Annotated in this window: 14 protein-coding genes, 1 pseudogene and 1 CRISPR repeat array; of the genes and pseudogenes, 3 read left to right on the top strand and 12 right to left on the bottom strand. The window is 68.3% G+C overall.

What is annotated here, in order from left to right:
* Positions 1 to 7 precede the first annotated feature (7 nt).
* Positions 8 to 742, bottom strand: a complete 735-nt coding sequence (locus KVT45_RS21915; RefSeq protein WP_217549955.1) for an HAD family phosphatase — start codon at positions 740 to 742, stop codon at positions 8 to 10.
* A 15-nt stretch (positions 743 to 757) separates the two neighbouring features.
* Entirely contained in the window at positions 758 to 1234 is a 477-nt protein-coding gene (locus KVT45_RS21920; protein ID WP_217549957.1) for an Lrp/AsnC family transcriptional regulator, read from the bottom strand.
* 214 nt (positions 1235 to 1448) lie between these two features.
* On the opposite strand from KVT45_RS21920, the pseudogene KVT45_RS21925 reads away from it, so the two are divergent.
* Positions 1449 to 2312, top strand: a pseudogene (locus KVT45_RS21925) (FUSC family protein); the annotation flags it as partial.
* Between the two features lie 1832 nt (positions 2313 to 4144).
* Here KVT45_RS21925 and KVT45_RS21930 read toward each other — a convergent pair.
* From KVT45_RS21930 to KVT45_RS21975, 10 genes are all read right to left on the bottom strand, one after another.
* Positions 4145 to 5004 (bottom strand): IS5 family transposase gene (locus KVT45_RS21930; RefSeq protein ID WP_308310843.1). Its coding sequence is split into 2 segments (ribosomal slippage): positions 4145 to 4648 and positions 4651 to 5004, totalling 858 coding nucleotides; the frame shifts between segments, so codons are not numbered across the junction.
* A 249-nt stretch (positions 5005 to 5253) separates the two neighbouring features.
* Positions 5254 to 5406, bottom strand: a complete 153-nt coding sequence (locus KVT45_RS21935) for a hypothetical protein (protein ID WP_217549959.1) — start codon at positions 5404 to 5406, stop codon at positions 5254 to 5256.
* Between the two features lie 816 nt (positions 5407 to 6222).
* Positions 6223 to 7162: direct repeats of the CRISPR family, unit length 29 nt; unit sequence GTTGCGAACCCTCTCGGGCTGATGACGAC.
* 88 nt (positions 7163 to 7250) lie between these two features.
* Positions 7251 to 7514 carry a CRISPR-associated endonuclease Cas2 gene (cas2, locus tag KVT45_RS21940; protein ID WP_217550171.1) on the bottom strand — a complete coding sequence of 88 codons (264 nt, stop codon included), beginning with the start codon at positions 7512 to 7514 and terminating at the stop codon, positions 7251 to 7253.
* A 6-nt stretch (positions 7515 to 7520) separates the two neighbouring features.
* A complete protein-coding gene (cas1b, locus tag KVT45_RS21945) occupies positions 7521 to 8501 on the bottom strand; it encodes a type I-B CRISPR-associated endonuclease Cas1b (protein WP_217549961.1) in 981 nt (326 codons plus the stop codon).
* Complete coding sequence (locus KVT45_RS21950) at positions 8501 to 9025, bottom strand: CRISPR-associated protein Cas4 (RefSeq protein ID WP_217549963.1); 525 nt, start codon at positions 9023 to 9025, stop codon at positions 8501 to 8503. Before KVT45_RS21950 ends, cas1b begins: the two co-directional genes overlap by 1 nt.
* The gene (cas3, locus tag KVT45_RS21955) at positions 9022 to 11451 is read right to left on the bottom strand and encodes a CRISPR-associated helicase Cas3' (RefSeq protein ID WP_217549965.1); all 2430 of its coding nucleotides are present in this window, start codon (positions 11449 to 11451) and stop codon (positions 9022 to 9024) included. The genes KVT45_RS21950 and cas3 overlap by 4 nt, the downstream gene beginning before the upstream one ends.
* Positions 11433 to 12131 carry a CRISPR-associated protein Cas5 gene (gene cas5 / locus KVT45_RS21960; RefSeq protein WP_217549967.1) on the bottom strand — a complete coding sequence of 233 codons (699 nt, stop codon included), beginning with the start codon at positions 12129 to 12131 and terminating at the stop codon, positions 11433 to 11435. Before cas5 ends, cas3 begins: the two co-directional genes overlap by 19 nt.
* Entirely contained in the window at positions 12128 to 13198 is a 1071-nt protein-coding gene (gene cas7i / locus KVT45_RS21965; protein WP_217549969.1) for a type I-B CRISPR-associated protein Cas7/Cst2/DevR, read from the bottom strand. The genes cas5 and cas7i overlap by 4 nt, the downstream gene beginning before the upstream one ends.
* Positions 13198 to 14616: a hypothetical protein gene (locus KVT45_RS21970; RefSeq protein WP_254647152.1), complete on the bottom strand. Its 1419-nt coding sequence runs from the start codon at positions 14614 to 14616 to the stop codon at positions 13198 to 13200. The genes cas7i and KVT45_RS21970 overlap by 1 nt, the downstream gene beginning before the upstream one ends.
* Positions 14613 to 15092 carry a CRISPR-associated endoribonuclease Cas6 gene (locus tag KVT45_RS21975; RefSeq protein ID WP_308310838.1) on the bottom strand — a complete coding sequence of 160 codons (480 nt, stop codon included), beginning with the start codon at positions 15090 to 15092 and terminating at the stop codon, positions 14613 to 14615. Before KVT45_RS21975 ends, KVT45_RS21970 begins: the two co-directional genes overlap by 4 nt.
* A gap of 1581 nt (positions 15093 to 16673) precedes the next feature.
* Between KVT45_RS21975 and KVT45_RS21980 the strand changes: the two genes are divergently transcribed.
* Both KVT45_RS21980 and KVT45_RS21985 read left to right on the top strand, forming a co-directional pair.
* On the top strand, positions 16674 to 17909 hold the full coding sequence (locus KVT45_RS21980) for a hypothetical protein (protein WP_217549975.1): 1236 nt from the start codon (positions 16674 to 16676) through the stop codon (positions 17907 to 17909).
* Positions 17906 to 19075 (top strand): caspase family protein, encoded by a 1170-nt coding sequence (locus KVT45_RS21985; RefSeq protein ID WP_217549977.1) that lies wholly within the window; start codon positions 17906 to 17908, stop codon positions 19073 to 19075. Before KVT45_RS21980 ends, KVT45_RS21985 begins: the two co-directional genes overlap by 4 nt.
* Positions 19076 to 19080 lie beyond the last annotated feature (5 nt).

Consider the following 19080-nt stretch of genomic DNA (forward strand, 5'->3'; position numbering starts at 1 on the left):
GCACTTCTCAAGAATCTAGATGAGCTCCTTCGGGAAGTGGCCGGTTTCGGACACCTTCGGCCCCAGCCGTCCGCGCGAGCCACTCATACGCGCCCCGCGCAGTGAACTCCGCCTGACCACCACGGATCAGCAGGTCGGCCGTGGCGAACTGACCGGCCTGCGCGGGGACGTACGGGATCGCTATGCAGCGCATCCCGGCCGCGTGCGCCGCGGCCGCGCCCGGCGCCGCGTCCTCCAGGACCACGCAGCCGGCCGGGTCGGCCCCGAGGCGGCGGGCCGCCTCCAGGAAGACGTCCGGCGCCGGCTTGCCGTGCGGTACCTCGTCGGCCGAGACGACCGTTCGCAGATACGCGCCCAGGCCGGTGCCGGCCAGGACTGCCTCGATCGCCTCGGGGGAGGAACCGGAGGCCACCGCCGTCGGGACTCCCTCGGCCGCCAGCAGCTCCACGAACTTCCGCATCTCCGGATACACGCGCGTGCGGGTCCGGGCCAGCTCCAGGTAGCGCCGGTTCGTCTCCGCGAGCAACTCGTCCACCGGGGGCCGCAGCCCGTGGCGGTCGCGCAGCAGGGTCACCGTCTCCAGTGTGCTGATGCCGACGAGCCTCTCGTGCTCCGCCCAGGTGAAGTCCGTGACGCCGTGCCCGGCCAGCATCTGCCGCGTCGCCTCGTAGTAGTTCGGCTCGCTGTCCACGAGTGTTCCGTCGAGGTCGAAGATGACCGAGAGGTTGCCGGGTTCGCTCATGGGACCAGGATGCCGTTACGCGCGGGCGGCCCGGCCGATGGACTCCACCAGCGGCAGCAGCCGGTACGGAACGCGTTCGCGCAGCGCCACCTCGGTGCGGGTGCGCACCACGCCCGGCAGGCTGATCAGCTTCTGGATCACGTCCTCCAGATGCGCGTTGTCCCGCGCCACCACCCGGGTCAGCAGATCCCCGCCGCCCGTGATCGAGAACGCCTCCACGATCTCCGGTACGGCGGCCAGCGCGTCCCCGACGTCGTCCAGATGCCCCTGGGTGACCTCGATGTGCACGAAGGCCAGCACCGGGTGGCCCAGCGCGGCGGGGGAGAGGGAGGGGCCGGTCCCCGTGATCACGCCGTCCCGGTCCAGCCGGTCCAGCCGGGCCTGCAGCGTGCCCCGGGCCACCCCGAGGACCCGGGCGTACTCGCGCACACTGGTGCGCGGCTGCTCCAGCAGCAGCCGCAGGATGCGGGTGTCCAGCTCGTCCACGCTCATGACATACGACAGTACCAATGGCTCACCGGCTCCCCCCGCCGACCTGCGCCATTGGTATTTCGACTACTGAACGGCGTCCGTCGAGACCGGACCAATGGCCCAGCGGAATCGACGTCACTTGAGCCAGTCGCCCCGCCGATGCTCTCATGGGTGTGTCGATGGCGCTGCGGATCCCCGCGGCGCCATTTCCGTGCCGTCCGCGGGAGGGGAAGCAGTGCTGAAGAGGGTGTTCGCGGCGCCGGACCCGGGACGGGTGCGGCTGCGCTTCGCCGCGCGGGCCGTGCTGGGCATCGGCCTCGCCGTCGTGGTCTGCGGACTGGCCGGGCACTCCCTCACGGGCGCCGTCACCGGTGGGCTCGCCGCGCTGCTCGCGCTGTTCACCGTCGCGGACGCCACGGTGCGCGGACAGGCCGTCACCACCGCGCTGCTGCCCGCCGTGGGCCTGCCGGTGCTCGCGGCCGCCGCCGAACTGCACGACGTCCCGGTCGCCCGCGACCTGGTCTTCCTCTCCGTGGTCGGCGCGGGCGTCTACGCGCGCCGCTGGGGCCCGCGCGGCCACAGCCTGGGCGTGTTCGCCTTCATGACCTTCTTCGTCGCCCAGTTCCTGCACGCCGCCCCTGGTCAGCTGCCCGAGCTGTACGCCGCCGTCCTGCTCTCCGTGCTCAGCGCCGCAGCCGTGCGCTTCGGACTCTGGTGCTACGAGCGCCGCCTGCCCCCGCCACCGGTTCCCGCACCGCCCGCCGGCACCGGCCTGGCCCGGGTGACCACCCGGCAGGCCGTCCAGGCGACCGCGGGCGCGGGCTTCGCGCTGGTCGCGGGCCAGCTGGTGTCCGGCCAGCGCTGGTACTGGGCGGTCGGCGCCACCTGGTGGATCTTCGTGAACACCGCCTCACGCGGCGAGACCCTGGTACGGGGCTTCCGCCGGGTCCTCGGCACCCTCATCGGCATAGCGCTGGGCCTGCTCGTCGCCGCCCCCGTGCACGGCGCCCCGGCGCCCACCGCCGTCCTGGTCGCGGTCGCCGTCTTCGGCATCTTCTACACGGCCGCCGTCTCCTACACCTGGATGATGTTCTTCGTGGCGTCAAGGCGCATGCCTGCGAGACTGCCGGTCTGACGGCCCTTTTCCCAGGTCAAGCACTGCTCTCCTGTGGGTGCGGTGATTCGAGGGTGCAGTCAGCTGTGGGCGGGTTTGCTCAGACGCTTGCTGACTTCATGCTGACTTTCGTGATGGGCCGTCAGTTCCCGAGTGATGGCTTCTCGTGCAGGTGCGCAGGGCGTGCTGGACCAGAAGCAGCCCAAGTCGCGAGCGCCGGGGAGCCCACCCGTATCCGGGGGCAGTCATGATCAGAGAAATTTGACGGAAGGGCACTGGGGCTCGCCAGCAGGTTCTTCGTCTGCTGGTGGTACAGCCCTTGCGTGCCCTTAACCAGGGCGAATGCGGGGCTCGCGGGGGAGTCGGCGGACTTCGGCCCGCGTATGGTCCGGATCTTGGTCATGGATCCGTAGGATCGGCATGTGGGGCGGAGTGCCTACGAAGCGTGCCGGTATACGCGAAGTCGGAGGAGCGAAGAGATCTTCTTGAAGTTGTCTACCTGGTGGCGCTGACCTGCGGTGATGCTGCTGCGAACCTCTCTGGCCTGGGCCGATCCGTCTTTCTGGCCCTTTCACGCTCGTGCCCGGTTACGCAGTCGATTCTCCCCACGCGCTCCCCAGCGCCGCTCATACTCCCCAGATTCTCCCCAGGGAATGGCCCTGAGCGGGCTCGGTGGGGCGTGCTAGCGAAGCTGCTCCCGTGGGTCCGATGATCACAGACGGTTGCTGCCGAGGGTTGAGACGGAAGCCGTCGGCTGTCAGCCGCTGCCACTCATTTTACGGGCCTCTCCATGATCTCCGGACGACGCTGGCTCACGGCAGGGACAGCGCCACGGACGACGACGAGGGCGGCACCACCATCGGAAGTCCCCGCCAGCCGTAGGGCTGACCGTATCCACTCGTTGCGAACTCTCGTGGGCTGATGACGACCGGCCGACCTGCCCGCCGGCAGCTACTTCGTGCACTAATTGCGAACCCTCTCGGGTTGATGACGACATCCTGCGGCAGATCAACGAGCGCACCTACAACACGTTGCGAACCCTCTCGGATTGATGACGACGGCGGCCGCGGATGCGTGCGCGGCTCCGGTACGGCGGTTGCGAACCCTCTCGCTGATGACGACCCGCGTCATGGGGTGACCCTCGAAGGTGAGGAACTGGTTGCGAACCCTTTCGGGTTGATGACGACCCACTGCCCCGGCGGCCTGACCGAGGACGAGCTTCTGTTGCGAACCCTCTTGGGCTGATGACGGCCACGGTAAAACGCCCGCCGCTCACTGTCGCGGTGTAGTTGTGAACCCTCTCGGGCCGATGACGGCGTTGGTCCCGGCCAACTCTCGCTCGAAGTCGCTCGTGTTGCGAACCCTCTCGGGCTGATAGCGACACGAGGTGAACCGCCCGGAAGCCGAAATTGGATCGCGTTGCGAAACCTATTGGGTTGATAACGGCAGTGCCCGGTGAGCAGCGAGGAGACCACCAGATGAGGTTGCGAACCCTCTCAGGCTGATGACGACCAGTTGCGGCAGCGTAGCTCGGGTGGCGTCGTCCACGTTGCGATCCGTCTCGGGCTGATGACGACTGTTCATGGATTACAAACTCATGGGCCGTTGGTCGCTGTTGCGAACCCTCGTGGGCTGATGACGGCGCGGAGCGACCGTGACCCTCATACTGTGCGGGCGCGGGTTGCGAGCCCTCGTGGGCTGATGACGGCCGACAACCGGCCTCCGGCACCGCGCATGCACCTCTTGTTTCGAACCCTCTCGGGCTGATGACGACGGTGGAGGTCACACCGCCCGTCCACCACCACTAGGGTCCGTCTTCAAACAGATCTCGCCCAGAGCAGGAACGACGCGAGTGTGACCGCCGCTTCGTAGGAGGTCGCGGTCTTTTCGTATCTGGTGGCGATGCCGCGGAAGCCCTTGAGCCGGTTGAAACAGCGTTCGATCATGTTGCGTTGGCGGTAGGTCTCTCGGTCGAATCCTGGTGGTCTGCCGCCGCTGCGGCCTCGGTTGCGCCGGTGTCGTTGCTGGTCGATCTTCTCTGGGATGGTGTGTGCGATGCCGCGTTTACGCAGGTAGGCGCGGAAACCCCGGGAACTGTAGGCCTTGTCTGCGATGACCCCTTCGGGCCGGCAACGTGGTCGTCCTGGTCCTGTGCGTGGGACTCGGATGCGTTCCAGGAGTGGGCGTGCGCAGATGCTGTCGTGGCGTTGCCCCGGGGTCAGCAGGATCGCGAGCGGGCGGCCCTTGCCGTCACAGGCGAGGTGAACCTTGGTGGTCAGTCCTCCGCGGGATCGGCCGAGGGCGTGATCGTCCGGTTCGTCCGGTCGGTGCTGCCCCCTTTTCGTCCCGTCGCGGCGGCGTGCTGGTGGGCGCGGACGATGGTCGAGTCGATCAGCACCAGCCAGTTGATGTCACCGACCGCATCCGCCTCGGCCTGGATCTGCTGGAGAGCTCGGGTGAACACGCCGTCCAGGGCGTAGCGGCGAAAGCGCGTATAAACAGTCTTCCACGGCCCGTATGGTTCGGGCAGGTCACGCCAGGAGATCCCGGTCCGTATCTTGTAGACCATCCCGTTGATGACCCTCCGGTCTGACACGCGCGGCCGTCCCGTCACTGCCCGCGGTATCAGCGGAGCAAGTAATTCCCACTCACGATCGGTGAGTTCATGGCGATGTATCACTCCGCCATGATCCACCAACCGGTGATCTTCGAAGACGAAACTCGCGTGCCCTGCTCGCACGAGTAAGTCACTCGCCGATGACGGGCCACGACCCTTTGCCGAGCGGCAGCATGTGTGAAGGCCACTCCGCGGCCCGCATACCCACTCCCCGCCCGTGCCCGGCTGATGCAGGAACTGCCCGGGGGCGACGCGAAAGCGTGACAGACGTCCACGCAGCGACAGCCGACTATCGGCTGGGCAGCAGCCTCACGAATCTTGCTCTATGACTTCGGCAGAAGCCCACGGGGAGTCGAGCAGGAAGCTCCTTCTCGCCTCTTCGGCCTGCTCGGTGTCTGCATAGCCGCGCAGACTGCGGGGGCGGTACGTCTCGCCGTGCTCCGTTACTTCGATCTGATACATATCTCCCACTTTGGGATAGATGGCTACCACAGACGGCCACCGTCGTTCCCAATAGGATGAGCCGCAAGGTGATCGCTGGCAATATGTCGCCTCGCTCACGATCACTCTGCACCGGGCGCAAGTCCGGCCTACGCCCGCTCGGCAAAGGGCTCTGGAACGGCTGGGACCCGCTGACTATGGGCGAGATCTGTTTGAAGACGGACCCTAGTTGTGACCCCTCGTGGGCTGATGTCGACCGCTCGCTGACCACGCACGTCATCGCCACCGGCGCGTTGCGAATCCTCATGGGCTGATGACGGCTCCCGCTGTGTCGGTGGAGGCTGCGGCAGCGTTGTGACCCCTCTCGGGCTGATGCCCCCGGGACCCGGCGCCGTTCTGGTGCCGGTGGGGTGACGGGATATCGTGCCGGGACTGGATCCACATGTCGCGAACCCTCTCGGACTGATGACGACGTGGACGGGACCGGCCGGCGCGACCATGCAGTGGAAGTTACGAACCCTCGTGGGCTGATGACGGCCTCGTCGTCGGCATCCCCTACACCCCCAACCTGGTCGCGTTGCGACCCCTCTCGGGCTGATGACGACTGGGCTGGTCCCCCTGGACCAGGTCCTGAAGCCGTAGTTGCGAACTCTCTCGGGCTGATGATGACGGCGTTGTGCTGCCCACCGCCCTCCAGGGCGAGAAGGGATTGCGAACCTTCTTGGCTGATGACGGCCGGACTTCACCTTCGCCGAGCAGCAGGAGCTGATCAAGTTGCGAACCCTCCTGGGCTGATCGACCCAGCGGCCCCGTCGGCGTGTCGCGGGCCGTGCACGCGTCGCCAGCCCTCTTGGGCTGCTGACGAAGTCATCGGCGCCTCGCCCTCGCTGGGCATCGGTACGTTGCCAACCCTCTCGGGCTGATGACGACCCGGATGGAAGGCGGCGGCGCCCCACGGCGCGTGATGTTGTGAACTCTCTCGGGCTGATGACGACACCTCCTGCGTCAGCGGAACCGACAGCGTCTGCTTGTTGCGACCCCTCGTGGGCTGATCTCGATCGCTCGCTGACCACGTACGTCATCGCCACCGGCGCGTTGCGAACTCTCATGGGCTGATGACGGCTCCCGCCGTGTCTGTGTCGGTGGAGGCTGCGGCAGCGTTGTGAACCCTCTCGGTCGATGACGGCCCGGCGGCCCGCGGTGGTGATGCCGAAGGCGAGCATGTTGTGAACCCTCGCGAGCTGATGACGGCCTCGTGGAACCACTCCAGGTGCAGCTGGGTGTATGTGTTGCGAACCCTCTCGGGCTGATGACGACCCTGCTCCTGGTGTGCACGACGTGCAACTCCTGGTTGTTGCAAACCCTCTCGGGCTGATGACGACTGGAAGCGCTGGCCGAGACGGTGACCGCCTACGTGCCCGTGTTGCGAACCCTCTCGGGCTGATGACGACCGTCGACGTCGACCCGGCCGCGGTGAACGTGACCACGTTGCGAACCCTCTCGGGCTGATGACGACGTCTCCATCCACAGTGGTCGGCGGCATCCCGGGCACGTTGCGAACCCTCTCGGGCTGATGACGACCGGTTGCCGCCCATCTGTGGCAGGCCCGGCAGTTCCTGTTGCGAACCCTCTCGGGCTGATGACGACACCGGGGGATGTTCAGGGGAGGCTCCCGCAGGGAGGGTTGCGAACCCTCTCGGGCTGATGACGACGCCCCAACTGACCAGCCCACGCCCCGGAGTCGATATGTTGCGAACCCTCTCGGGCTGATGACGACCCGAGCGTAAAGTCCCAGGCGACAGCAGCGTATGGCTTGGTTCATGTGGTCCTTTCGCAGCCGCTGTCCAGTGATGTATCCACGCAGGTCAGATGATGTCGTCTGGGCCTCCGAGTGCTACGCCCAGAGTGGAGGTCTCGATCATGTGGGGTGAGTGGGTCGTATAGGTGATGATGCTGTCGTGGGTGGGGTCGATTGCCGAGTTCAGGGCGTGGATGAGGGCGCGGTATTGGGCGGTGGAGAGTTCGCCGTGGAAGACGCTGCGCTGGGTCCAGTGGAGGTATTGGCGGCAGGTCTTGAGGACTTGTGGGTTGCGTTCGGCTGCGGTGTCGTAGACGAGGATGACGAAGATGGCTTTTCACCACCATGGCCGGAAGGGCTTGTACGGGATGTCTTCAAGGCACAGGCGGACGATCTTGAGAGCTTCGAGGTGGATGAGTTCGTCGTAGCTGACCTGGCGTTTCAAGGTGCGGTGGTGGATGGTCGTCGCGAGTTCTTCTTTGACGAGGGCTGCGATTTTCTTGCGGCCGTTCTTGCTGAGGGCTGCTCGGCCGACATCGGTTTCGAAGTCGCTGGGTTTGAGGTGTTTTTGGGCGGCGGTGCGTTTGAGCAGGCGTTCGGCGAAGAGGGGTTTGAAGGGCTCGGCTAGGTCGAGGGCGAGGGTGTTGCGTCGGCGGTCGGTGTCGGCGTGCAGGAAGCCGATGGCCGGGTGCAGTGGGGTGCTGCGCAGGGCGGTGAGTACGCGGGCGTAGACCAGGGCGTTGAGGTAGCTGACGAAGGCGTTGCCGGCGTTCGTCGGCGGGCGCCTGGTCCGCCCGTTCATGCGGAGCCATGCGGGGAGTTGGGTGTCGAGGACGGCCCAGGCGGTGCGCCGGAAGTTGCCTTCCTCGCCCATGAGGGCGTCGGTGGTGGCACAGCCTGGCAGTGCTGTGCGGAGGGATTCGAGTGCTGGGTCGAGCAGGTCGGTGTCCAGTGCCCAGCGGAGGTTCTCGGCGGCGGCCAGCACGAGTGCCCGGCCGATCGCCAGCCGCTGGTGTGGGTCGGCGGTGATATCCACCTGTCGGCGTACGACGGTGGCCGAGGCCATGGACTCGGCGGGGGCGAAGTGGCCTGCGTGGTTGCCGTAGTGGTCCAGGACGTGCAGGGTGACGCCGTGGCGGCTGAGCAGGGACAGGGCCGAGGTGTTGACGTCGACGTGGTCGAAGGCGATCAGATCGCGGATGTCCGTGATCGGAATGTGTACCGGGCTTCCGCCGGGGCGCTCGATGCGGACACTGTTGTCCTCGCGGCGGATGCGGCAGGGCTCGGTCAGCCAGTAGGTGCGGCCTACGGCGGGCATCAGGCTCCCCAGCAGTAGTCGTGGTAGGAGCATCCGCGGCACTTGCCACGAGCCAGGCGCTCGGGGGGCGCGGGGGCGGCGATGACAGCGCGGGCCTGCTCTTCGGTGCCCTCGGCCAGGGTGCGGGCGTCGTCGTCCCAGGGGACTTCGGTGGTACGGCGGATGAGCGGGTAGTGGACGATGCCGCCGCGTACGGCGATCCCGCGGCGTTCCAGCAGCAGGCAGTAGTGCCGTACTTGGGCGTCGTGGTCGGCCGATGCGGCGCGGGAGGATTTGGTCTCGTGGACGACGGCGCCGGCGGTGACCCAGTCGATACGGGCTTCACCGAGGTCGACGTCGCGGCGGCGGGTGAAGGAGGTCTCGGCGACGACCTCGCCGAAGGCGACCAGGTCGCTGCCGCTTTCGGGGCGGTAGCCGCGCATGTACAGCCACAACTGGCGGGGGCAGTGGCACAGGTACTTGATGTGGACACCACCCAGGGGTTCGTCGTTGCCGTCGTCGTAGCGATCTGGGCTGGGCGTCACAGGATGGTCTCCGGCTCACTCGGCGGGTGCAGCCCGGTGTCCTCGTCGTAGTCGCCGTCGATCAGGTGGACACCGAGTCGCTGGTCGTAGACGGCGTTGTAGGCGCGGAGTTGGCCGTAGCGCAGTGGGATGAGGGGCCCGGAGGCCAGCAGGGGGTCGCCTGTTCGGCCGCTGACCAGCTGGCGGTAGTCGTCGGTGTCGTCGCGGTGGAGGACTTCGACGGTGTCGAAGCGTTCACTCAGGGCGTGGGCGTACTCGCTGCGGTCGTGGAAGGGGTCGGTGAAGGTCAGGAACTGGCTGGTGAAGCCGTCTCGGGCCTCGCGGGCTGTGTGCGCCCAGTTCTTGCCCCATTCGGTGTCGTAGGCGAGTTCCAGGAGCCGGTTGATGTCCTGCTCGCTGAGGGTGTCCGCTCCTTCGGCGGCCAGGGTGGTCAGGGCGGACCATGCGGCCTGCACGGCGCCTTGCTGGTAGGGCCGGTGGCTCTTGGTGGCGTGGACGCGGAATTCGACCGGGCCGTCGGGGTGGAGGCCGCGGCGGTTGACCCGGCCGGCTCGCTGCGCCACGGCTTCGACGGGGGCGTTCTCCACCGCTCCGCGGTCGAAGTCGAGTTGCAGGGATACCTCGATGGCCTGGGTCGAGACCACCAGGCCCCCGCGGCGGTCGCTGTCACCGTCGGTCCGCTCGGGGTGACGGTGCAGCAGGTGGCGCTCGATACGGTCGCGGTCGCGGTTTTTGAACCGGGAGTGCAGCAGCAGGGCGGCGTGCGGGTCGCCGGGCTGGACGGCGCGGGCGTCGTCGGCGAGGGCGGCGAACAGGGCCTGCGCGGCGGCGACGGTGTTGGTGACGGCCAGCGCGCTGTGCCCGTCCTTCAGCCACTGTCGCAGGCGCTCGATACTGTCCGGCTCGGTGAGCGGCAGGTCGTCGAGGACGAGGCGGTGGCGGACGGGGGCCGTGCCCGGGGGTGCGTGCCGCTGGGTCACCGGCTGTTCGACGCTTTCATCGATCATGGCCAGCATGGGTGGGGCGAGGGTGGCCGACAGGACGGCGAACCGGCTGCCGAGGCGTTCCCACAGGCGCATGGCCGCGCACAGGCGGCCGAAGGTCTCCGGCTCGTAGGCGTGCAACTCGTCTAGGACGAAGAGGGCGTTGGCCTGTTCCAGCAGAACGGATGCGTAGGCGGGTCCGGCGACCGCGCCGATGAGGAGCTGGTGCGGGGTGGCGACACGGATCCGCTGGGCGAACAGCCGCATGGCCCCGGCCCGGGCGCGGGCCTTGCGCGCTTCGTCCACCGTCGGCGTGCTCCCGGCGGTCGTGGCGGGGGTGGCGCAGTCGTCGTGGAGCGCCTCGATGAGGAGGGTCTGGGCGACCGTGCCGTGCAGCAGTCCGATGTCGGCTGTGGTCTCTCCTGGTGCGGGGGCGAGGGTGTGTGCGAGGCGGCGGCGTGTGGCGTTGAGCGAGGCCCGGTAGGGCAGCGTCCACACCAGGCGGGGGCGGCCGGGCATCGTGGGAAGCTGGGCGGCGGCCCAGGCCAGGCCCGCTTCGGTCTTCCCGCTGCCGGTGGGTGCGGCGAGGACGAGGTGGCCGACGGTGCTTGCTGCGTCGCGCTGGTGGGGGTGCGGGGTGTAGGGGAGGCGGGCGAGGTAGTCGGTCAGCAGTGGCATGTGGATCTGGAGGGTGGTGTGGGCTGACCCGGCGTGGTCGGCGAGGGTGAGGGCGCCCTGGGCGAGCACGGCGAGCAAGCCGTGGTGGGGTTTGACCGGCTGCCGCCAGGCGGTGAGGACCTCCTCCAGAAGGGTCCGGGCGCGTGCGGCCAGGGTCGGCTCGCCGGCCACGACAGACGGCGGATCAAGGGTGAGGAACCCGGCGAGCCAGGCGAGGAACTCTCGGTGCAGTCCCCGCGGGACTTGCACCACCGGCGCCGTGGGGTGGGGTGTGAGGGTGAAGGCATCCTCCCAGCGGGTGTGCTGGTTGTACAGGCGCGACAGGCTTGCTTTGCCTCCGCCGAGCGAGGACGGTGCGTGCAAGGGGCGGTGGTGCGAGGCCACCAGGGTGGCAACGATCAGCCGGTCCGTGTCGCTCCATCCGGCCGCCGCGGCGAGGAGATCGACGTAGGCCAGGGAGAGGACCTCGTGCCGCTCACCCCACGGCTGGCCGCCCGCCTCCAACTGGCGTTGGAAGCCTTCCGCGATCTTGCCGGCGTCGTGCAGCAGGGCCGCCCGGCGGATCCGTGGCCAAAAGGCGGGGTCGGTGGCCAGGACGCCGGCGTGTGCGATGCGCCCTTCGATCTGAGCGACGGTCTCGTGCACTATGCGGGAATGGGCGGTCAGTCGTTCCGGGTCGTGACGCGGCCGGGACTTGGCCCTCACCTCGCTCAGACCGCGCCGCCGCGAGGCGGGACCGGTGGGTGTCACGGGCGCAGCAGCCATACGGCTTGGTCCTCCTTGCCGGAGCAGGACGAGTCCCGGTAGGCGCCGTGGACGGGACGACGCCCGGTTGTCTCGTCGCACCAGAGGTAATCGGCCCAGGTCGTGGTGAGCCGGTCGGCGGAGACGGTGGTGGCCATGCGGTAGACGTTGGCCGCGCCGACGCGGTGGCCGTCCAGGGGGGCCAGGGCGTGGTCGACGCTCGCCTTCTTGGTGGGTTCGAGCAGCACACGCGTCATGTCGGTGAGGTGGACAAGGTCCTGCGACCGGCCCAGGCGAAGCGGCCAGCGGGGTCGGCGCAGCGCCCGCGTAAGGCGGCTGCCGTCGGGATCCGGCAGCCAGAGTGTCAGGTGGAGGTGGGCGAGGAAGGGCCGGTCGCGGATCGTCATGCCGCCCTTGACGGCTGGCACTCTGCCGCCCGCAGCGGGTCTGGCTCCGTCCGCCGCGATGGGGTGGTACGTCTCGGTGTCCAGGCCCGCGCCCTCGGACCATGCCGCCAGACCCAGCACCACCGGCTCAGCCGGTGCGCCGGTGGCGGCCGCCAGCATCCCGCGCACCGTGGAGGGCGGCGGCACCGGCAGCCCTCTGGTCACGCCGGGAAACAGGGGATCGCGGAAGGACGCGACGGGTGCGTGGAACTGCACACGCCAGGCCGTCAGCGGCTCCGCTGGCGCCGTGGTCATTCGGCTGCGGGACGGGCCGGGTCCTCGAACCAGGAATCCAGCCGTCCCTCCCGCAGCTCACCGGCCAGGCCGCGCAGAATGGTCCGGGGGTGGTCGATCACGATCGTTCCGTCGGCCAGCTCCTGGGCGCACTGCTTCTCGAAGTCCGCACGGGCCTGGTCCCGAAAGCCCGGACGCCAGCCGATACGGACCGGTGCCTCCCACTCCCCTTCCCACGCCCTCAGTTCCTGCAGCAGGACATCACCGCGCAGCCTCACGCCTTCTCCGTCCCCGCCGTCCACGACATTGGCCAGCGGGTTGACGCCTCCCTTGAACGGCACCAGGACCAGCAGAGACGGCACCCGGTCGCCGTAGTGCAGCGCTTGCTTAGCACCACCGCTCAGCTGGGCCAGCGCCTCCAGCAACAGCGCCGCCCGCCGCCTACGCTCCTGAAGCGGCAGCCGCACCGCCGGCTGATCACGGAAGTGCGTTGTCGTGGCCCCGAGAGCTGCGGCCTCGGCGACCTGAAGCGCCTGCTCCTGGCTGAGGTAGTTCGCCCGGCCCACCCCATTGGCGACCGGCAGGGTGAACGTGCCGATCCTCGGCACATCCAGCAGGAGCGGAGCGGCCAGATCAGCCGTGTAGAACTCGTGACCGTGCAGCACCGGCTCGCTCACCCCACGGGCCATCACGCCCCAGTCCTCCGTCGGATACACCGGTTCGACTGACAGCAGCGTGCCCAGCATGAACGGGCTGTCCCGCAGCGTGGTCGCCGCGTCGTCCTTCTTCGCCCCCGTCCTCATATACCCGAACAGATCATCATCGGCGTAACGAACCGGGTCCGCCGTCGTGTTGGCCTTCTGGGCCTTGTTCTGCGCCTTGCCCACCCGGGTGACCGGAGACGGGATCGAACCGAGCTCGACCATGCCGTCACGTGTCCACCGGCGGGCGGCCTGCGCGGAGACATACGGGTAGACCTGCCCCCTGATCCGGGCGACCTTGACACGGGCCCGGGTCTCCTCGCCCTTGCCGTTGTTCGGGGCACCCGCCCGCACCGCGAGCACCACCGTGCCTGCCAAGTACGCCATCACACTGGTCCCATCTCGTAGTCGAAAGCCTCATCGAGCAACGGCCGGTTCTCCAACTCCTCCACCTGCCGCTGCTCTTCCAGGTCCGAAGACTTCTCACCGATCGCCACACCGCGCTGCTGGAGCATCACCGAAACCTGGGCGAACAGCAGCATCCGCTGCTCCCAGGCCCGCGGCCGGCGCTTGATCAACGGCTCCCAGCTCTCCGGCCCCGCCAACTCGGTGCCACTGCCGTCCAGCAGCAGACGCGAGTACGCCTGCATCAGCAGTACCCCCAGCTTGTAATCGCTCAAAGCCGCATTGCGGTACTCGGCGTAGCGCCCACGCGGACTGCTGCCGCGCTCGATCCAGTCGGCAATCAGTGCCGCCACCGCGGCCAGACCCGTCGTATCCATTCCAAGAACCTCCTCGGCGTAGACCGCCGCCAGCCCTGCCAGTGCCTCACGCTCATCCAGACCCCAGGCGCGGTCGGAGTCCTGAAGCAGCTCGAACAACTCCCGCAGCATCGACCGGCTCCGGCCGTCCTCGGCCTCGAACAACAGCCGAGCCGCCTCCGCTGAGCCGCCCGCCGTCACCCGGCCCTGTGCATCGCGGCGTGTCAAAGCCCTCGCGAACAGATGCCAGCCGCGCCGCAGGGGCGCGTTGCCGTCCACCCTCGCCAGGAACACCGGCACCGCACGCCGGGTGTGCGTCACCCTTAGCCAAGCCGCTTGGTTGTCGTTCTTGAACGACCACAACGTGGTGGCAGACAAGTCCGCGCCGGCATCCCGCAACGCCATCAACGCCACCAACTCCGGCCGGGCCCCCGCGGGCAGCCCGGTGAAACCGGCCTGCGTGATACGCCGGGCACGCTGCACGTTGCGCCGCGCGAACTCGCGTTCAGCCATCGCGCTCTCGCACGAGAGCACCGTCGCCGACCCCGCAGTGACCCACGAGCCGTACGGCAGAGCCCACATGGCGATCCTGCACCCCCGGCACACCGGCCATCCCCCGACTCCCGGCGGCAGCGTGTTCAGCGCGCTGCTGCTGTCGAACAGCGGAAGGTTGGATTTACCCCACACCGTCGCAGCGACCGCCCCGCAGAACGTGCACGGCAGGACAGCTGCGTCCGGCGCATCCGGCGCGAAGAGTCCCTCAACCTCGCCCCGGAGCATCACCGGGTCAGGCGGCCGCGTACTGCGCGTAGCCTTCGAGTTCGGATACAGCGCGTACAGGACCTTCCACCAGTCGTAGGCGCGAGTGTCCTTGGGCGCGTTTGCTGCCCGGCACAGATCGTCCACCATGCCCGACACCACGCTGTCCAGGTCCGAGACGGTGACCTGCTGTGGGGCCTCGCGCCCTGCCAGTACCGCCACGGCCCAGGCCCCGGCCCGCTGCAACGGATGCCCCGTCGCGCTCAGCGGTACGTCGACGGTCAACGGATCCACCCGAAGCCCTGGATCGTCTCCCAGCCCAGCCCCCAGGACTGCAATGCCTCCACCAGCCGGGCATCCGCATCGAGCTCGATGCGGACCTGGGCCCCGATCCGGGGTGCCCCGCCGACAACAAACCGCCGCCTGGGACCGGATTCCAGCACCCGTAGGCTGTGGGGAACCGGCAGGCCCAGCACGTCGGCCTTGTGCGCCAGATTGCGCTCCAGGCCCTCAACGTAGTGATCATCCCCGGGAAGCAGGTCCCGGCCCTCGTACTTGATCACGACAGGCGTAGCCGTCTCCAACTCCACCGGCCCGTCCCCAGCTGGCGGACTGACGTCCACGCTGAACCCACGGACCCGCAGCCGCGTCGCCCCCCACACGATCTCCTCCCGTCCGGCAAGCGCGGCCACCAGCACCGACGCAATCTCCGGCACAGGAGAGCCGAACCACACCGACCCATCAGCCGACGTGGTGTACACCCCCTTCTTACGCGGCGCACCAACGAACTGAGGCGTGGCAACACCCACCGGCTTAAGTCGATGTCCCCGCCACCCCTCATCGTGCAGCGACCGCGCTAAGGCCGCGTCTTTGCTCTCCAACAATCCGTACACCACGGCACGCGCAGGACGGTGCACGTCCTCCCACCGCAGACTCCTCGTATCCGGAATCACGTCCACCCTGACCCGCAACCCCGCCCCCTCCCGAACCACTGATCTTGGTTCACATCCCTTAACTAACCTGCCAGGCAATCTAGTTCCAAGCCCGCCGTCACATACCGTATTCAGATCATTCACCCCCAATGGAATCGATCATTGTGCTAACGGATCGCCGGCTACCGATCTATTCCAGCCAGCAGCCGACAACACCTGGACCACGGCAAACCTCAACACCCTCAGATCGCCGCCCGTCGCCTTCAGTAGTCTGACAACACCCGAACTCGCCACGCAAAACGTTCTGACCTGCACAGATGCATTACCGGCGGGCCGCTGCAGAATCCGGTTGCAGGGGGGAGAGGGCAGATGCCACAAGCAGGGGCTTTATCCTCGGGTCGTCATCAGCCCAAGAGGGTTCGGAACATGCCGGCCCCTCATCCCCTGAGGTCGGCGACGCTGTCGTCATCAGCCCAAGAGGGTTCGGAACTCTGGTACGACATGAGCGAGCTGGCCCTGAAACCCGGTCGTCATCAGCCCAAGAGGGTTCGGAACATGGCGTTCTGTCCGGCCAGGATCTGGTCCGAGAACGTCGCCATCAGCCCAAGAGGGCTCGGAACGTGTAGCGGTGGGTGAACTCCTCGGTGACGATGCCAAGGGTCATCAGCCCAAGAGGGCTCGGAACCCGTACTACCCCTACGCGCGGCGTAACGCGCCGCTCGTCGTCATCAGCCCAGGAGGGTTTGGAGCCCTTGCAGTTGGAGGGCCGGGCGGTGTCAAGCGCCTCTGTGACGGAGCACAGGATCAGACGAAGGCCGCTCGCCCGTCAGGCACTCAGATGATCAATTCCAAGGGATGCCTGCGGAGGGTGTGGGGTGGGCGGCGGCCGAAGCCACCGCGAGTCGGTCAGGCGGCGGGCTGCCGGCCCTGGTTGTCGAGGTGGCAGCGGGCGGTCAGGCGTCAGGGTCGACTTCGGGGTGCGTGAACCGCACGGGCTCGCCCTGCTGGTGGTGGCGACCACGAGCGCGCCGCTGGGCGTGTCAGCGGCCTCCGGGCTTGCGGTGCCCGGTTGGGGCGTGTCCCTGCTCTTTTCCCTGTCGGTCGTGGCGGGGCGGGGGTTCGTGCGGCGGCAGCAGCGGGCGACATCGGACCTCGTGGGGGCGCAGGGCAGTTGCGGGAGCTGGCCCTCGTCCGTTGCGGCGATCTCGGTCACGCGGCGGCCACGTCGCATTCGGTTCCGGCGGCAGGGGAGTGCTCGGCGCACGCCGAGCGCTGGGCAGCTCGCTGGCGAGGGCGGCAGAGAACGGGGGCGTGCTCGCTTTGAAAGTAGTTTCTTCCTGGGTAGTCCACCCATCCTCGTGAGAGTGGTCCTGTGTTGCAGAATGGACGGTCCGGGCTTGAGGGGGAACGATGGCGCTGGTCCACGTGCACGGAATCGCCAATCGTGGGGCAGAGGACGAACGGCGGGCGGCCTTGCGGGACAGCTGGTTTCGGCTCGCGTTGATGCCGGCGGCGGGTTGTCGGTCGCCCGAGGCGCCCATCCTGAATCCGCGCTGGGGCGCGCTGTTGCCGCCGCCAGCATGGAACTGGGCGAGCCTCCACGTCGACGGCGTCGAATCCCTGGGCGACGACGGTTCGGTGGTCGACGACTCGGTCGCGGAGATGGTCGACGGGGTCGTGGCGGCGGCGCCGGACGTCGCCGAAGGGCGCGTGCTGGTGACGGCCGCGCGGACGTCGCTGTTGTGGGCTGTGGAGTTGCTGGCGGCGTCGGTGGAGGCACGGTCGGCCGAGGAGCGGGATGCGACGGTGGCGTTCTGCGTGCGGGCCGTGGCCTATTGGGCGTGGAAGACCGGTGACGGTCGGCGCGGCGACGGCGTCGGGTTCTTTGCTTGGCTCGGCGAAGTCGAAGCCGACGTCGATTTTCTGGATCGCCTTGACGAGGAACTCGATGCCTGGCAGCACGAGTTGGAGGAGAGCGACGGGCAGAGCGACGTACCGGACGAGTGGGAAAGGTTCGGTAGTGTGCCCGTGCCCAGGCCCGCACGTGCGGCCGTGCGCCGGATCAACGCCGCTCTCGCGAAGACCGTGGCCGGCGGTGTGAAAGCGGTGAGTCGGCGCTTCACGCCGAAGGGCGCGTTGTTGTTCGCGGACGTCGCCGGATATCTCGCCGGGCGCGGCAGTGTCGAACGGCCAGGGCCGGTCGTGGAATTGGTGGGTAAGGCGCTGGACGATGCGGCCGGGGCAGCGCGGGCTTACGGCGATCCGCTGATCGTCGTGGCGCACAGCATGGGCGGCAACATTGTCCACGACATCCTCTCGTGCTACCGGCTCGATGTGCGTATCGATCTGCTGGTCACCGTGGGCACGCAGGTCGGCCTGTTCGAGGAGTTGAAGCTGTTCGCCGCGAGCGACCCGGACGTGCCGTCCCCGCAGGTCGCGAAGGTGCCGGCGCTGCCGAACGTGACGCGGTGGATCAACGTCGTGGACGTACGGGATCCGTTGGCGTTCGCGGCCGGGGCGGTGTTTGCCGGCGCCGAGGACCTGGTGTTCGACAGCGGGGCTCTGTTGCCGCACGGCGCGTATCTGACCTCGCCGGACTTCCATCGTCGGCTGGCTCGCCGGGTCGCCGATGGGGGCCGCTCGTGACCACGCTCAGGGATCTCGCCATCGATGGGCCAGCGTTGCACGCGTTCGTGATCGGTGTGGGCCGGTACGACTGGTTCAAGGGCGGCACACATCAGCGGCCCAGGGCCCGGCGCGACGACCACTGTCGCGGCTTCGCGCAGTTGACGGCGCCGCCCGCATCGGCGACGGCTATGTGCGAGGCCCTGCTTGGCCCGCTGGGGGCGCGCCCGGAGTTGCCACTGGGCAGCTTGGAGGTGCTGATCTCGGCGCAGGAGCCGGTCCGCCTGGAGGGCGACGACGGTTCGACAGAGATCGCGCCGGCCGTGATGCGCGAGGTGACGGCGGCGTTCGAGCGATGGTACGAGCGTTGCGACGGTCACGCGGACAACGTCGCGCTGTTCCACTTCTGCGGTCACGGCGTCCAGATCGGCCGGGGCCCGCACGGCTTGCTGCTGCAAGACACTGGCGAGAACCTCTTCTCGTACTTCGCGAACGCCGTCGACCTAGATCGCACGGTACAGGGCATGGAGGACAACGCCGCCGAGAAGCAGCTCTTCTTCGTCGACGCATGTCGCGGCATGCCCTCGTCGCTGGAAGACGCGGCCGGCCTCGACGCCACCGCGCTCAAGTCCCCGGCGCGTGACCCCCGAAGCCGGGATCGACTAGTGCTGCGGTCCACCGACGTCACCGCAGACGCGTACGCCCGCCTCAAGTCGCCTTCGCTGTTCACCCGCGCGGTGCTGAGGGCGCTGAGCATGCCGCGCGAGCCTCGGCAGGGCTCGCGGTGGGAGGTCACCACGGACACCATCGGGCCTTACGTCCGTCAGCTCACGGAGTGGCCGGGGCTGCGCGCGCCGGATGAGCCGCGCCAGGTGTGCGACTATTCCGGCAGCTCCACCAAGGGTGGCACCGTGTTCACGTTCGATGCATGCCCGCCGGTGCCGTTCCACTTCGACACGAATCCTGGTGACGCGCTCTCATCGGCCACGTGGACGCTGTCCGAGCGCGTCGGCGGGCATCCCATCCAGCGGCGTGATCCCGGCCCCGATCCGTGGCGGGGCGAAGGGCCCAGTGGCCCGGCCCGGGTCGATGCCGACTTCGTCAACGGTCGGTTCACTGCGACCGGTTTCGACGTGTGGCTTTCCCCGCCGAGCCACGAAAGCACCCTCACCTTGGGGGAGTTGTGAGTTCC

It is taken from the genome of Streptomyces sp. GbtcB6 (assembly GCF_019091475.1).
Taxonomy (GTDB): domain Bacteria; phylum Actinomycetota; class Actinomycetes; order Streptomycetales; family Streptomycetaceae; genus Streptomyces; species Streptomyces hyaluromycini.